General features: G+C 57.2%; 13 protein-coding genes and 2 pseudogenes. 8 read left to right on the top strand and 7 right to left on the bottom strand.

Annotated elements, in window-relative coordinates:
- Positions 1 to 119 precede the first annotated feature (119 nt).
- The 4 genes and pseudogenes from VB777_RS03565 to VB777_RS03550 all read left to right on the top strand — a co-directional run.
- A pseudogene (locus VB777_RS03565) lies at positions 120 to 437 on the top strand (IS21 family transposase); the annotation flags it as partial.
- A gap of 108 nt (positions 438 to 545) precedes the next feature.
- Complete coding sequence (locus VB777_RS03560) at positions 546 to 1,013, top strand: Mu transposase domain-containing protein (RefSeq protein WP_323247159.1); 468 nt, start codon at positions 546 to 548, stop codon at positions 1,011 to 1,013.
- A 50-nt stretch (positions 1,014 to 1,063) separates the two neighbouring features.
- On the top strand, positions 1,064 to 1,873 hold the full coding sequence (istB, locus tag VB777_RS03555; RefSeq protein WP_323247157.1) for an IS21-like element helper ATPase IstB: 810 nt from the start codon (positions 1,064 to 1,066) through the stop codon (positions 1,871 to 1,873).
- Between the two features lie 108 nt (positions 1,874 to 1,981).
- A complete protein-coding gene (locus tag VB777_RS03550; RefSeq protein WP_323247155.1) occupies positions 1,982 to 2,287 on the top strand; it encodes a transposase in 306 nt (101 codons plus the stop codon).
- A gap of 27 nt (positions 2,288 to 2,314) precedes the next feature.
- On the opposite strand, the gene VB777_RS03545 is transcribed toward VB777_RS03550, so the two are convergent.
- Positions 2,315 to 2,941 carry an ISAs1 family transposase gene (locus VB777_RS03545; protein WP_323247161.1) on the bottom strand — a complete coding sequence of 209 codons (627 nt, stop codon included), beginning with the start codon at positions 2,939 to 2,941 and terminating at the stop codon, positions 2,315 to 2,317.
- On the opposite strand from VB777_RS03545, the pseudogene VB777_RS03540 reads away from it, so the two are divergent.
- A pseudogene (locus VB777_RS03540) lies at positions 2,920 to 3,259 on the top strand (transposase); the annotation flags it as partial. The gene VB777_RS03545 and the pseudogene VB777_RS03540 sit on opposite strands and share 22 nt — an antisense overlap.
- Before the next feature lie 454 nt (positions 3,260 to 3,713).
- On the opposite strand, the gene VB777_RS03535 reads toward VB777_RS03540, so the two are convergent.
- A complete protein-coding gene (locus VB777_RS03535; RefSeq protein WP_323247153.1) occupies positions 3,714 to 4,844 on the bottom strand; it encodes a hypothetical protein in 1,131 nt (376 codons plus the stop codon).
- A 351-nt stretch (positions 4,845 to 5,195) separates the two neighbouring features.
- Positions 5,196 to 6,572 carry a class I SAM-dependent methyltransferase gene (locus VB777_RS03530; protein ID WP_323247151.1) on the bottom strand — a complete coding sequence of 459 codons (1,377 nt, stop codon included), beginning with the start codon at positions 6,570 to 6,572 and terminating at the stop codon, positions 5,196 to 5,198.
- Between the two features lie 724 nt (positions 6,573 to 7,296).
- On the opposite strand from VB777_RS03530, the gene VB777_RS03525 reads away from it, so the two are divergent.
- Together VB777_RS03525 and VB777_RS03520 are read left to right on the top strand one after the other, a co-directional pair.
- Positions 7,297 to 7,611, top strand: a complete 315-nt coding sequence (locus VB777_RS03525) for a transposase (RefSeq protein ID WP_323247149.1) — start codon at positions 7,297 to 7,299, stop codon at positions 7,609 to 7,611.
- Positions 7,608 to 8,159 carry a hypothetical protein gene (locus tag VB777_RS03520; protein ID WP_323247147.1) on the top strand — a complete coding sequence of 184 codons (552 nt, stop codon included), beginning with the start codon at positions 7,608 to 7,610 and terminating at the stop codon, positions 8,157 to 8,159. Before VB777_RS03525 ends, VB777_RS03520 begins: the two co-directional genes overlap by 4 nt.
- 45 nt (positions 8,160 to 8,204) lie before the next feature.
- Here the strand turns inward: VB777_RS03520 and VB777_RS03515 are convergent, their stop codons facing one another.
- Together VB777_RS03515 and VB777_RS03510 are read right to left on the bottom strand one after the other, a co-directional pair.
- The gene (locus tag VB777_RS03515; RefSeq protein ID WP_323247145.1) at positions 8,205 to 8,678 is read right to left on the bottom strand and encodes a transposase; all 474 of its coding nucleotides are present in this window, start codon (positions 8,676 to 8,678) and stop codon (positions 8,205 to 8,207) included.
- A 315-nt stretch (positions 8,679 to 8,993) separates the two neighbouring features.
- Entirely contained in the window at positions 8,994 to 9,365 is a 372-nt protein-coding gene (locus tag VB777_RS03510) for a hypothetical protein (RefSeq protein WP_323247143.1), read from the bottom strand.
- Between the two features lie 219 nt (positions 9,366 to 9,584).
- Here VB777_RS03510 and VB777_RS03505 point away from each other — a divergent pair, with 219 nt between their 5' ends.
- Positions 9,585 to 10,658, top strand: a complete 1,074-nt coding sequence (locus VB777_RS03505; RefSeq protein ID WP_323247141.1) for a transposase — start codon at positions 9,585 to 9,587, stop codon at positions 10,656 to 10,658.
- A 226-nt stretch (positions 10,659 to 10,884) separates the two neighbouring features.
- On the opposite strand, the gene VB777_RS03500 is transcribed toward VB777_RS03505, so the two are convergent.
- Together VB777_RS03500 and VB777_RS03495 are read right to left on the bottom strand one after the other, a co-directional pair.
- The gene (locus VB777_RS03500) at positions 10,885 to 14,382 is read right to left on the bottom strand and encodes a glycosyltransferase (protein ID WP_323247139.1); all 3,498 of its coding nucleotides are present in this window, start codon (positions 14,380 to 14,382) and stop codon (positions 10,885 to 10,887) included.
- Between the two features lie 305 nt (positions 14,383 to 14,687).
- Positions 14,688 to 14,852 carry a transposase gene (locus VB777_RS03495; RefSeq protein ID WP_416238302.1) on the bottom strand — a complete coding sequence of 55 codons (165 nt, stop codon included), beginning with the start codon at positions 14,850 to 14,852 and terminating at the stop codon, positions 14,688 to 14,690.
- Between the last annotated feature and the right edge of the window lie 410 nt (positions 14,853 to 15,262).

The raw sequence follows: 15,262 nt of genomic DNA, 5'->3' as shown, positions 1-15,262 counted from the left end.
CGATTCATCGTGGCTGCAAGAGGCGCATCTGCACCTCCGGAATGACAGCCCGTCATTCCACCCTGTTCACCCTCTGATCAGGGCATTCGGGCCCCGGGTTTTACACCACGCAAAGGGACGCGGCCGTCAAGGAGCACGATCCGGCTCGCCAGGTGCTGGTGTTCAACGAGCGCCTCGATGCCTTTGCCCGCTACTGGGGATTCCGTCCCAAAGCCTGCCGGCCCTACCGGGCCCGTACCAAGGGAAAGGACGAGCGCGGCGTCGGCTACGTCAAGACGAATGCAGTGGCCGGCCGGGAGTTCGCCAGCTGGGAGGCGCTGGAAGCGCACCTGGAGCACTGGAGCCGGGAGGTGGCCGACGTTCGCATCCACGGAACGACCGGTGAACAGCCGGTGGTGCGTTTCCAGCGGGAGGAGGAGGCTGCCCTGCAGCCGTTGCCCCATAAGAGTTTGCTGAAAAAGCCCCGACGCCGTCATGCCTTGAGCCTGACCTTCGGGCGCAGCGCCCGTGAACACTGGGCTCGAAGTCAGGCATTCCTGGGCTGAATGGCCCTTGACGGGGTTTTTCAGCAAACTCATAAACCGTCGTTCCTGGCGGAGCGGGAGCTGGTGCGGGTGGTCCACAACGACGCCTGCGTCGAGGTAGAGGGCAACTGGTACAGCGTCCCCTGGAAGCTGCTCAAGCAGCGGGTGAGTGTTCTGCTGCGGGATCAGCAGGTGCTGATCCGCCATGGCGGCCGTGTCGTCGCCCGACATGAGCGCGTGGCGGCCAATCGGCGTCATCGCTCCGTGCTGCGGGGGCACTGGGATGGCCTGGTGCCAGCGCCGCAGCAGGACTTGGCCGAACGGTCACTGCCCTCAGCGGATGGCGCCAGCTGCGTTGGGTCCGCCTCCACCACGTCCCCGCCCTGTGGGGGCGGAACGCGGCGGCGGACCGGCGTGATGCGTAGCTCAGAACTGGCCCGCTCCCTGGCGGTCTATGCCGCCGAGGTGGGCGAGGAGGTGGCGGCATGAGTCCTGCCAAAACCGGGCAACCGGATCGTCGCCTGCAGCCGATGGCCACGATGCCGCCTATCCCCATCGAGGATCTCGACGACATGCTCAGCCGCCTGCGACTGACCGCTATTCGAGATCAGCTCGACAACCTGCTTGAGGAAGTGGCCCGCAAGGAGCTGAACCTGCGCGAGGCGTTGACCTGGCTGTGTGCGGCGGAGATCGCTCGCAAGGACCAGCGGCGAATCGCGATGGCGATGAGCATCGCCAAGTTCCCGTTCGTGCGGACCCTGGAGGGGTTCGAGTACGAGGCCCAGCCTTCCCTGGATCCTGGCCAGATCCGGGAACTTGCCACCTGCCGTTGGGTGGCCAACGGCGACACCCTGCTGCTGCTCGGCCCGCCTGGAGTAGGCAAGACCCACCTGGCCGTCGCTCTGGGCCGAGAGGCGGTGAGCAAGGGCTACACCGTTCAGTACGTCTCGGCGATGGAGCTGATCTCCACCCTCGCCCGGGCCCATAACCAGACGGCGCTGGAGAGCCGGCTGAGCCAGTACGGCAAGAGCAAGCTGCTGATCATTGACGAGCTGGGCTACCTGCCACTGGAGCCCGATGCGGCACACCTGTTCTTCCAGCTGATCTCCCGCCGCTACGAGCGCGGCAGCGTCCTGATCACCTCCAACCGCCCTGTTATGGAGTGGGGCGAGGTGTTCGGCGATCAGGTCGTTGCCACCGCGATCCTCGATCGGCTGTTGCACCACAGCCATGTGCTGACCGTGCGGGGCGACAGCTACCGCCTGCGTGAGAAACGCCGCTCCGGTCTGATCAGGAGCAGCAGTGCGGTGAGCACCATCCCAGCCACCGGGGAGGAAGGGAGCCCATGAGCATCCCGTTCCTCCCGATCCACCCCCATCCACATCCCCAACGACTGATGAGCAAGACCTACCGGCGCCGGCTACGGCGTCAACAAGCCGGGGTTCGAGCCCCACAGGGTGGGCCAGATTTCGTGTCGCCGGAGGACCAATTCCGGATGTCGCTTGACAACCCGTGGCCCCATCCCCAAAAACCTGGATGCCAAGGGCCGGATGAACCGCAAGCTGCGCTGCAAGAAAGGACGCGAGATCTACGCCAGGCGCAAGACGATCGTGGAGCCCGTCTTTGGTCAGACCAAGGAATGCCGCGGGCTGCGCCGCTTTCTCCTGCGCGGCCTGGACAACGTGAACGGTGAATGGGCGCTCTGGTGCCTGACCCACAACATCAACAAGTTGTTCAGGTTCAAAGCAGCACTGGCAGCTTGAGGGGACAGCCCCAGGGCTCATTAGAAGTTAGGCAGAATTGAGTGCCTGGGTGGGATCTCGCCATCCCAGCAGTGCCAGCAGTCCAGGGATGTCATGGGCCAGGGCGGCCAGACCCTCCGTGATCGACCAGAACCCATCCAGCCGCAGGGCATTCATGGCCAGGCTGCGGAGCGTGGCCAGGATCTGCACGCCGTTGGCCTCGCGGTAGCGGTGCGCGTCCTCCCTGAGCTGGGTGTCGCGGGGCCAGTGCCAGGAGTTCTCGATCGACCAGCGATCTCTCACGTGCTGCAGCAGGGTCTTGGCCGTGGTCCTGAGACTTGTGACGTAGTAGCGGGTCTCCTCGATGGCCTTACCGTCCCGGGTGCCCTTGCAGCGCACCGCCAGGATCGTGGCGCTGCCCGGCCAGTTCTCCGCCACCCATGGGGGAGCTGGCATGCCTCGCAGGGTCCAGGTGAGGTCACGGCCGCGCTTGCGCTCACGGCTGCTGTCTTGCCATGGAGCTTTGCGGCCATAGGTGAGCCGATCGGAGATCACCTGAAACCCCTTGCGGCGACTGTGTTTCACCGCGATCAGGAAGTCAGCACTCCGCTGCTCGAGGTAGAGGAAAAAGGGCGGTTGGCATGCAGCGCGTCCGCCTGCATGGCCATTATCCAGAAGTGATCTGTGCCGATCAGATCTATCGGACTTGAGCGAACCGCGCTTTCTGCCAGCGTCATGGGATTCGCCTGAGTGGACCTCGCCTTGGTCGGCCCAAGAGTGATCCTGAGCTTGTGGCAGAAGAGAAGAGACAGTATCTTGATGATCAGCGTCAACGTAACGCGGTCGAAGGCAAAATCGGGCAGGGGAAGCGGCGATTTGGATTGGGTTTGATTCGTGAGAAGCTGGCTGCCACCCAAGGATCAGCCATTGCATTGGCTGTACTGGTGATGAACCTCGAGAAGCTGCTGGAGCTTCTTTTTGTCCTTTTTGCCTTCTTGTTTCAGCTACTGATCGGCACTGAATCCATCCGAAGAGGCGAGGAGCGACTCCTGAGCAATCAACCGGCTTCAGCCTGAGCAACACTCAGAGGTCAGCCGGCCCTCCCCATATTGTTGCCTTGGGGGTGGTTCTTACTTTCTCAGGAGGCCCTACCTAGTGTGGCGTCCTGCAAGTCCATTGCATAAGTTCAGGGCCTTGCGGGGTGGTGCCACCTCTGTGCACACCCAGTAAAGCAGGGATATTGTTCGAAGCAGCAAAAAGTCTCGACCCGAGATATTATCTAAGGAACTTGCAGGACGCCACACTAGCGTGTGTCTCCCGAGAGCTTCCCGTCGAATGGGAGGAAGAAATCATCAAAGCAGAGCTGATTGCCGTCCTTGTGTCGGAATATCTGAGCAACTTAGTTTAGCATTCCGACCTAATCTGGCCAGATTCGCGTCTCTCTCCACTAATCCTCGAGGGACTTTAAAAGCCCAACACTTTGCCCCATTAGCCATTGATGATGGCCAAGTAACTTCCTGTGGGAAGCCAATGCAAACGAGTTGCGTTGACACATTTCAATAATGACGCGAACCAGATCGCCTTCACCAATTAGGTTGGACGTGGGAAAGGAATTGTCCAAGAATGAGTCGCCTAATATTTTGCCAAAACGATCCTCAATGGCATCTAAAGCACCCCTCGCAATATCGAGCTCAAACTCGGTAAGGCGAAACTTATCACCAAGGCCAGTCAAATGCTTTGGTGCGGAAAAATGAGAGGCATTAAGCGAATTGCCCTTCAGGGACGGCTGGTATTTATTGATCTCATTCTGAATCCGAATAAATATATTCGATATTGATGGATTATGCAGCTTGGTAGCTGGAAGCACCAGCTTTTTCTGGACAACAAGTGAAATAATTTCAAGCAAGGCACCCACGGGTCCCTGCATATCCGAATTCGAAAATGCCAAGGCCTCGGAAAATGGCTTAAGCTCAATAGCGCCCCCAAAAACCTGCATAAGAGCATGAAGGCGAGGCACAACATTAAGCTGTTGATCTCCAAGGATTGAGGTAGTAACTTGTGTGCTTAGCGCTGTCATCTGATGGCCTATTATCCCTATGGAGATCCAGTCAATATGCCATCCCATCTTTATTCTTTGTTGCAGAGAAGAATTTAGGTGAGCATATGGTGATCGCACTAGGCCAAAGGGAACCACCCGAAAACCTTTATCCAAAAGAAACTTAACGAGCTTTTCAAGCTCCCTGGCTGATAACAGCGAGACATCCTCACCACTAAGAATTATGGATTCGGATTCGTCAAGAGCCTTGGAAAGCTGCCGCGAGTAAGAAGCCTTGCAGCCTTCAATGTCACGAATACCCCACCTTATATTTATGTGATAGCTTTCAGGGGAAGATGAGAATAGCGAATACAGGGGAATTGAGTGATTGACTATGTAACTCTGATTTGCTTCTTCGCAGGTAAATACTGGATATGCTATTCCGGCTTGATTCAGAAGATCCTTTTGCTCTGCACAAGCGAGCTGAAATGAGGTTGAGGCTGTCTTGTGAAGACCGACATGTAGGAAAGCAATCTTTGACATGCTAGGCAATCAACAAAACGATGGACACCGCTAGCGGCGACAAGTACTCCAAGAACTGATTTTCCAAGAGAAGTTATGCAGCTGCCAATTTATAGTGGTATTTCAAGCAGAACGATCATTGGCACCTCGAAAAATCGCTCTTGCCGGGACTTCCGGATCGAAGCAGCTCAGACTAGGAGACGAGTCTCACTCGGCTCGTCCGCGGGGAATTGAGATTTTTAGAGGTGCCTTTATGTGAGTGTAAAAATAAAATTCTGTGGTTCAGGGGGGTTGATGCCTTGATTGCTCTTGGATGCTTTCGCATCTTGGCCTTCAAGAACGCCGGCGGCTTTGGAGGGCGAGGAAATAATCTCATGATTTCTTTGAGATGACGCCGCATAGAGTGTGTATGGTTTTTTTTTCTGGCCACTTCTCGGCCAACTTCTTTGCCGATGAATGCCAAGATTGGGGCACCTCAACTAATAAAGAGTTGTGAAATACCGGAACTGAAAAAATGTTTGTGCATGGTTTTCCATGGAGCTTCTCTGCTTGTAGGCAAAGGTCTGTTGTCCAGAGATGCCACCCAAGAGCAGGATCAATTTGGCAGAGTGTATCTTGATGTAAAAGAACGCCAAGTGGGTCGATTGAAGTAGCCGCTGACGAGGGTGCATAGGCCATCAAATTTGATCTGTCAACTATCATCCCTCTAAATGTATCGGTATTGAGCGTTGATGAGTCGTCGCCATGGCTTTCTACCCCTACAAAGCCTGCGGGCCAAGCATGCGCCATGTTACGTTCCATCTCAAGAATCTTCCTGGTGATCAGCCATCCACAGCCTTTCGGTATGTATAAGTCTTGGTGTGCAAAAAGTCTCCATGGATGCGATGCGCTCTGCGCTCCAAGCTCATAGGCTTCAGCGGCGCTGTTGGATTCATAAATAGGGATAATCTCCGCTCCAATCTCCTTTAATCCCGGTGAGCGAGCAATATTTAATTCAAATTGCCATTGCCTATTCACTGGAACAATGACAGTTATGCGAGGCCAGTCGGCTGATTCGATACCCAATGGCTGATCGTAGCGATTGGCTGAAAATATAACTTGCACAGTAGCCATTAATGATGCTGCCTTCTTGGCTGGAATCCCAAGTTGAAAAGCTGCATGAATAAGGCTATGAACATGGGGCTGATCCGAAATCTTGCTTTTGTGGGTATCTACGATGTCAGGCAGCCAGCCCGTATCGAGTAGCTGCTTGGTCATCCCTGATGGGGAGTAAAAGCGAAGGTGGGTATCATCCAAGATGCCCATCGTATCATAGGCAAAATCTCCTGTTAGCAGCCTCTCTAAAACACTAATGTGAGTTACATTGGGTACGCATACTTTAAGCTCCGTTGAGTTGCACGACACTTGATGAAGTCCTTGCAGAATCGTATGGGGAGAAGGTAAGTGTTCCAATATATCTCCAAGTATGATCAAGTCGAATGGATCTGTGCCCAAATATTTTGAGAATTCGTATTCGCTAAGGCTGGAAACATCAAGCTCGATCACTTGATCTAGAACTTTAGATGCCTTGGATAGGGATTCGCGTGATATATCTACGCCTGTATAAAATAGCCGAGGGAAGCGTTCCTTAAGGGCTCGACCAAGTCGCCCCGTCCCGCAGCCAATCTCAAGGCACCGCCTTGGCGCTGTCGTTACAGAACTTAAAAGTTTTTGATTTAGACTTCCGCAGTAAAAAGAAGGCTTGACCATGTGCAAATTGCCGGGATGGCATTTATTATTGCGCATAGACCCCGCCTTGATGTGAGACTTATTACGAAGTGCGATTCTGTGAGATTGGCGCCCAAGGCTGAAACGGCGCATGGCTGTCATCGCGCTATACTTGGCTAGGAGCCTGTTGCACATAGGTCGTTTCGAGCAAAACGAACCAACTCTCTCTGCGCCAACGCCCAATCCGGTCTCGGAATGGTCTCAAAGGCAATCTTGCTTCGGTGACGCCTGGCTCTTGAGATTGGTTGCAGCATTTGCGATCTTGGTTAACCAGCACGAAGATATCAATTCACTGCTGTCTCAGTTCGATTCCGGCCTGGCTTTCCATTCCGGTGGAAAAGCGCTCGAATTCTGTCCGACGATCTATGCGCGACAGGCTCCTAGGAGTTTGTTGCCAATAGATCAGCGCCCAGTCTCTCCACAGTCGCCCATCAATCTGCCCAGATCCCAGTGACTGCAATGGTTCTGGGCGATATACTCGGACATGCAGAAGCGCAAGACCTTTCGCCCCTGGCAGCCGCAGCAGGCCACCCTGCTGCCGCCGGCACCGCGTGAGTGACTCTCAGAAGACCACCAGGTGTATTTCCTGCTGGACCTGGTGGATGAGCTGGATCTCTCCGAGATCCTCGTACCCGCTCAGGCCAAGGACCCCCGCGGAGAGAAGGGATTCGATCCACGCATGTAGCCGCAGGCTTCCGCGCAGCGGTTGACGATGCTGCTGCTTTACGCCTACTGCGTGGGCATCGTCTCCTCCAGGAAGATCGAGCGGGCCTGCTACGAGGATCTGGCTTTCCGCGTGCTGACCGGTAACCAGCAGCCGGACCACAGCCGCATCAGCGACTTCCGCCGCCGCCATCTCGGAGCCCTGGAGGAGCTGTTTGTGCAGATCCTGCGCTTGTGTCAGAAGGCCGGCATGGTGAGCCTGGGGCAAGTGGCGCTGGATGGCACCAAGGTGAAAGCCAATGCCTCCAAGCACAAGATACTCCTGTGGATGCTCCGCGCTTGCCGCTCGAGGAATTGACCGAGACCACTTTCACCCTGGTGGCTGAGCACATGTCGCTGGTGCAGATCATCGATGCCGCAGAAGGCCTGATCCAGCTGGCCTCCCATCCCACCAGGCCAAAAACAGCGCTGCCGATGCCAATTGATGAATTGCAGGCCCTGCTGGAGAAGGTCATCGATCTCAGGGATTGGCAGGAGCTGGAGGAGCAGGACGATCGCGATGACACCCAAAAGCTGATCGACAACGCCACCGATCCCGACACCGTGCTGGTGCGCGATCCCTCCGCCACTCCGGAGCTGCAGGAGATCGGCATCCTCGAGCTCCTGCAGCGCTATCCCTGCCGCGGCAACGATGCCCGCTGGAGCCCCGACGATGCCATCGCCTTCCTGGAGACCAAGGCCCGCTGGCTGGATGCGGCACTGGAGACCTGGGAGACCGATGGCGAGGCCATGGCCGACGACAGCGACGTGATCGAGGCCAAAGCCGTCGTGCTGGTCGTGCCGGAGAAGCCCGGCCAGGCGTTGCTGTCCGAGGTGCTCGACGTGCTGATCCCCGTGGAGGAGTGAACCACCGGCCGGGAGCCTGGGCTACTGGAGCAATCCTGCTGGCGATCAGGCCGCTGCGGTGCGAACGGCGGGACCGCCGCGCAGGATGCCAAACACCTCGCGGGCGACGAACCGCTTGAGGCAGCGGATGATCTCCTTCATCGAGCGTCCTTCTGCCGTGCGTCGTTCGACGTACTCCCGGGTCTGCTGATGCCGCTGCAGCCGGCAGATCACGATGCGGTGCAGGGCGCAGTTGGCCTGGCGGTTGCCGCTGCGGTTCAGCCGGTGCCGCACCACCTTGCCCGAACTGGCGGGCAGTGGATTGACGCCACAGAGGGCAGCGAATGACGCCTCGGATTTCATCCGTTCCTGGTTGTCGCCAACCGCCACAACGAGGGTGGCACTGATGTCCACACCCACGCCGTAGGTGTTCCGCAGCTCGGGGCACAGCTGCATGGTCAGTCGATCCAGCTGCGTGACGGTTTCCTTGAGCTCCTCATCCAGCTGCTGGATGCGGCGCGCCAGGATGCGCAGGGTCATCTTGGCGGACCAAAGCGTCGCCCGCCTTGGGGATGACGCTGGCCGTTCCGGCGATACAGGCCCGTGCTGCGGCCTCCGCATCGATTGTGTCGTCCTTACCGATGCGCCGCCGCGTGGAGCGATCCGGCCGGTTCACTTCCACCACTGCCATCCCTGCGGCCTGCAGGGCGCGGCAGAGCCCGGCGCCGTAGCAACCGGTTCCCTCCACGGCGAGAGCCGCCGGTGGCGAGCTACGCGCTGCCGGCGGACTGTGGGGTCCGCCGGCCCGTGCGCTCCGCGACAGCGGTGGTACGCACGGGCAGCAGCCAATGGGATTCACGTCTGGCGCCGATCAGAAACCCTCTGACCACCGCTGAAAGGCCGAACCAGGAAGGACCCGATTTCCCCCTGCCACCCCCCTGCCATGGCAGGGGGGTGGCAGGGGGGGACCCGCCTACGTAATTGACGCGACCCGCCTACGTAGTTGACATCGGGCACCACGGCGAATACCGGGTTGGAGCCGAATGCTGCGGCCCAGCGGATCAGCTCCTGGTAGCCACTGCGTTTGGCATCCAGCTTGAGGCTGCCCAGCCAGCCGCCATTGGCGCCCAGGGCCACCGCCATGTGCGTGAGTTTGTGGGTGTCAATGCCGACCACCACATCGTGGCCAGTGCTGATCTCGGGGACATGTGCTGTCGCTGCGCTCATGGCTGCTGGGGACGGGAGGGGGTGCAACCAACCGGGCAGACGGACAGGCCATTGACGGGACGGGAACGTCGGACTCCTATGAGGTCACGGGACTCCCCGGCTGGTTGCCCCACCGCACGGACCGACAGGTCTTGTGAAAGACACCACCCCATACTGGAGAAGGTCCGCCATGAGCAGGGTCAGGCCCGCGCTGGTGGGGTCCCGAAATCATCAATGGCCATGAGCCACGAGCGGATGCTCAGGGCTGAGAAGGAACTGGAGAAAGAGATCAACGCCTTGATCCGCAAGGCCGAGATCCTCGATGCCCAGGAAGACCGGCGCTACGGCAACGGAAACCTGGGCAGTGAACTTCCCGATGAGCTGCGCCACAAGCAGGGCCGCCTCGAAAAAATCCGTCAGGCCCGCAAGGAGATGGAGGCGGAAACCGCTGCAGCTGCAGCGCGGCAGCGGCAGGAGGAAGCCGAGAAGGCCAGCGCCAAAGCGACCGCAGCCGAGGAATCGGATGCATCGGCCCCTGAGCAGGCCGAGCTGAACAAGAAAGCGGAAGCCGCAGCGGCAAAGGCAGTAGCGGCGGGGGACAAAGCCATCGAGGCCGCCGAGAGCGCTGGCCTCGAGCCACCAGATCTGGAGCCACTCGCCTCTGACGCGATGCCCAGGCGTGGTCTGGCGAGAAAGGCTGACGGCACACCGACGGCCAAGACCCAACGGAATCTCACAGATTCCGACAGCCACCTCATGCAGTCCGGCGGCACCTACCTGCAGGGCTACAACTGCCAGCTGGCGGTCGACAGTGACCACCAGGTGATCGTGGCGGTGGGCGTCAGCAACCAGCCACCGGACGTGGAGCACCTGGAGCCCATGCTGGAGCGGATCGCCGCCAGCGCCGGTGAGCTGCCGGACGTGATGACGATGGATGCGGGCTACTGGAGCGACGACAACGCAGGTCACTGTGAGGGCCTTGGCATTGACGCCTACATCGCCACCGGCCGTCTGCCGCATGGGAAGCCGCCACCGCCACAGCGAGGACCGCTGCCCAGAGATGCCGACGCCAGAACCCGCATGGCCCGCAAGATCAGAAGCAAGAAGGGATCCAGGATCTACGCCCAGCGCAAAGCGATCGTGGAGCCGGTGAACGGCCAGATCAAGGAAGGCCGGGGCCTGCGGCGGTTTCTCTTGCGGGGCCTGGAGAAGGTCGACGGCGAATGGCATCTGATCGCTGCCACCCACAACCTGCTCAAGTTGTTCCGGTACAGGCGATCACAGCAGCAGCTCTGGGCAGCAGCGACGGGATGAGGGGTAGAGACCCTGGCGATGCCGCCAGGACTGAGTCAACCTCGCCCCAATGAACCAGCTCAGCGGAAGAGGTAGACCTCAGAGCTCACCTCACCGGGATTCGTCGTGACCAGGGGCTCGCTGCTCTATTGGCAACAAACTCCTAGGTGGGACAACAGCTTGTTGGTGGCTATCTCATCATCGCAAGATGAGCTAAGTGGGTATTGCTATGCGTGGTGACACTGTGCTATGGTTCTTTATGGGCACGTAGCAATGTCATCAGCTTGCCGTCGTCTTTTGGGATTTGGCTTTCCAGTATAAACTTTCCGCTAAAGCCATACATCTTGCCCCATAATAGCGGTTCGCAAAAGTAACTTAAAAATGTTTTGTCGGTAATAAAGTTTACATGTGTAGGGTCTGAAAATGCTTCGGGTCTAGGGAACGCGGGTGTCAGTGACAAAAATAGAGCGCCTGGCTTAAGAACGCGAAAAATCTCGTTCATTAATTCTACAAAAGCAAAACGTCTTTGCGGACAGTAAATAACTCTTGGAATGTGCTCGATAAAGTCAAAAGCCGTGACGTAGTCAAAATAACAGTCGTCAAAGGGAATCGACTCGACTGCTAAATCAGAAACTTTAATATTAGTGCGTTTGCTTGAGTTTTGCAGGTCAATTCCCCACAGATGCGTTGCATTAAAGACATTATTGGGATGGCCTCCGCAGCCTAAGTCTAATGATCGCTGTTCATCAATGGAAGGAGTTGGGCGCCCACTTTTTGCCAAGGATTCAAGCTGCTCGGCCTTGTGATGAATGGGCGGCGAGAACTTAAACGAACTGACATACTTCATGCCTTCTGCATCGGCCGCGTTCAAATCAATTGAATGATCAACTTTGCTTTGCGGGTGAAAGATCTGAACTCTGTCGTCAACAACAACAAGCCCAATAGATTGTGCGCAAAATGACAAGGCTCTATCGATGCCCCAGCCATATCGAATTTGCTGAGGAACTGGATAGACTTGATTGAGGGCTGTGGTCTTGGCAAGAAAGCAAAAGCCTTCTGCTACGGCACATTGCCGCATTCCAGAGGTGGCATGGTGAGCACAGCTCTGATAGTAAAATCGAGAATCGCGCCGCAGTGAAGGAGTCCATACCGCGATATCATTTCTCGCAGTCACTTCGCGAATACAATGAATGAGCATATTCGCACCCAAAACCTGAACGTCTGAAGCAATAAATAAGAGCCATTGATAGCCCCCTTCAAGAGCCTCTTGGGTGGCGCGGTTCCAAAGGCCTGGATAGTAGTTATTGGGAATGACTATATCTGCGCGCTGTGGCTTTGTTGGAGATGATGAGTCAATGAGTATGGTGGGAAAATGCTTCTCAAAGAATCCTTTTAAGGCTTCTGCATTTTGGTTGAAGTCGTAGTTGGTGATGGCGACAAGAATGCTCTCTTTGCGGGGTGGCGTATTGATCGCCTGTGCTTTCGCCCTAGTGCCAATGAAGCTTGTGCTCCTTCTGTGCATGAACTGGTACTCAGGCTGCTTGGACTCTACGTCGTCAACTTTGCAGGTAGGCAAAAGTAAGTAACATCCGTACAGTCGATCTGTGTAGGCGTTTGATGGATTTGGATCGTTATGGATTGTTTTGCAATCAGCCGAGGGGTTCCAGATATTGTATCCATTAAAGTAAAGCGTTGCGGCGAGTAAGTGCTCGCATCCTGCAATACCCAGATTGATGTGAGATCCGTCCGTCACTCTGGAATGAAATGAGTGCTTCTTGAAAATCCAGGTGTCTTGAGATTCGAAGGGATTCGACTTCAGTATCCCGTCTAGTTCATGGCGGGTCAATGCGGCAACAGTGCTATCAACCGTGATCTTGGGGAGTAATCTCGATATATCGCTAGATAGCATGATGTCACCATTCGCGATCGCGATATGCGTCGCGTTCGGATCGGTGTACTCGTTGATAGCGAGAAAGATATCTGAAAATGATGCCCGAGAATAAATTCTTTTCACGTTGATCCGCTCGTTGTTCGAGGTGATCGGCACCCCCTCGTTCAGTACCGTGATCTTGCTGACGACGTCAACGGCCAGGTTGTATTCTAGGCATTGGATGAGCCTATCAAGCTTTTCCTTGTCTTTCGAAGCGTAAATCTGCGTGAACAGATGTACTTTAAGACTGGTCTGATCTGGGCTGTTTGCGGTCGCTGGCAGTGGGTGTTTGCGTTGAATCATTGTCTTTAAATCCTCGTGCTGTTGCTTGTCGGCAGAATGGCTTTTGAGCATCGAACCTGGTCTATGCCGATAGGAAAAGCATGGTTCCGCCAGATAGCCCAGCCTGCCACCCCGACGCACGATGCCTAGCCACAGATCCCAGTCCGCTAGTGGAGACAGCAATTCATCGTAGCCACCGCAAGTTTCGATCCAATCGCGTCGGATCAGTGCGCAGGCGTCAATGCGATTGGTGCACCATAGGTCATTTATCTTAGGCACTCCTGGCCGGAAAAGCTCCTCAACCAGGCCGAAATGCTGGCTATCACCATACACGGCTGCCAGCTCGGGATGCTGTTCGATCAGTGGTAGCCCATGGGAGAAATAGCCGGCCAGCAGGTGGTTGTCATCGTCCAGGGGCAGCACCACTGGAGCGCTGGTGGCACCCAGGCCAGCATTGCGAGCGGCAGAAAGGCCACGGTTGATCTGATGCAGTACCCGGTATCCGAGTTCATGTACACGTTGCAGGATGAGACGACTGCGCGGATCGCTGCTGCCATCGTCGATGATCTGCAGTTCGAGCTGCTCGGCGGGCAGGGGTGCGCTGTGGCGTTCCACACTGGCGATTGCTTCCAGTAGCAGGTCCCCCTGGTTGTATGTGGGCACGATCACAGCAAGCCTGGGAGGGCTGGGCGTTGGTGCATCTGTGGATCGGTTGAGCCTCAGGCTCGTCTGCCCGCAGTGGCCAGTTACTGGTAGCGGTAGATCGGCCTGCTGTTGCAGGGCGTCAAAGACAGCGCAAGTTTCGGGAAACACGGCTCGATGGAGCGTCTCCAGGGGATCCCCGGGGGGGAGGCTGACCAGCCTGTCGTTGCGAACCAACGGCCGGAGATCGACATCTGGCAACGTGAGGTTCCAGCGCTGCTTCAGCAGCGTCGGTAGCTGCTGGGGATCTTCAGCCAAGGCCTGACTGTTGAGCAGCAGGGAGCGCTCAGGCCAGTGTGACGCCACCTCGAGCAGTCGGCGGTTGTAGTGCTCCCAGATCGGCAGGCACCAGTCCGGGTGGGCCAGGAACACGGGCGGTCGCACCCGTGCGAGGGCAGCAGCCACATCCCAGGGCTGGCGGTAAATCCCGATTACACGCGCCCCTGTGCTGAGCGATTGCCAGAAGGGCAACAGAAGCGTAGTGCGTGGATCCTTCCATCCCCAGAGCTGATCACCAGCGGAGCGGCTTCGCTGCGCAAGGTAGGCTGCAGCCTTGGGGCGAATAGCTTCAGCGGCGGCGTCGGGGCGAAAGATGCCGCTACTGCTCCAGCCCCAGTCGGGCCAGGCCGGTTGCTGGTGAGGCACGGCGGCCTGCAGCAGCTGCCGATTCAGTGATACTACGGGCTGATCCTCGTGGTAGCCGTCGGGATTGCCGCTGTCCGCTGGCAACGGATCGGCGCCGAGATCAAAGCCGAGCTGTTCAAGCATCCGCGCCAGCAATGAGGTACCGCTGCGGTGCATGCCAACGATCAGGTAGGGGCTGTTGTTCATCGACAGAAGGAGCCGCTACGGTGATTTCTAGGAGCCTGTCGCGCACAGAGCAGTCCCTGCCCTCTCCACAGACGCTCCTGAATCTGCACAGTTGCCAGTGACTGCAACTGGTCTGTCCGGCAAGATGATCTTTGATCAGCTTCAGGCCTTCTGGTCCTTAGAATTTGCTGCCAATAGAGCAGCGGGTCTTTGGCCACGACGAACCGTGGCTGAGGTGAACTCCAGCTGCACTGGTCTTCTGCTGAGCAGGTTCATTCAGGCGAGTCTGAGTCAGCGCTGGCCACTCTTGCCAAGGTCGGTGCCCCTCATCCTGTCGTTGCCGCCAGCGCCAGCTGCTGTGATCGCCTGAACCGGAACAACTTGAGCAGGTTGTGTCTGGCAGCGATCAAGTGCCATTCACCATCGACCTTCTCCCGACCCTGCAGCAGGAAACGCCGCAGGCCTCTACCTTCCTTGATCTGGCCATTCACCGGCTCACGATCGCCTTACGCTGGGCGTCGATCTTGGAGCCCTTCTTGCTTCTGATCTTTCGGACCATGCGGGCCTTGGCGTTGGCCTCGCTCCAGTAGCCCGCGCCCATCGTCATCACATCAATCACTACACCCAGCGATGCTGTAAGCGATGCGCCCCAGCATGGGAGTTGGGTGGTCGACCAAGTCTGATTCAAAGTCGTAGCATGGGTTGTGTTCTGGCTGGCGCATCGCCATCGTTAGGGAACCTCTGGACAACAAGCCATAGAAGAGAGTCTGGAGCCGCGCTTTGTTCGGGATGCACTATTTGAGGGTGAATCGGGTGTTGATCAACCTGAATTCACCTTTGTGGAGGCTGAATCTTGCCCATTTGGGGTGGTGTTTGCCCCAAATGGGCACACCACTCCCCC

Source organism: Synechococcus sp. CCY9202 (assembly GCF_034931685.1).
Lineage (GTDB): Bacteria > Cyanobacteriota > Cyanobacteriia > PCC-6307 > Cyanobiaceae > CBW1002.
The sequence above is the reverse complement of the archived record's forward strand: the minus strand, read 5'-3'. Positions and strand labels throughout refer to the sequence as shown.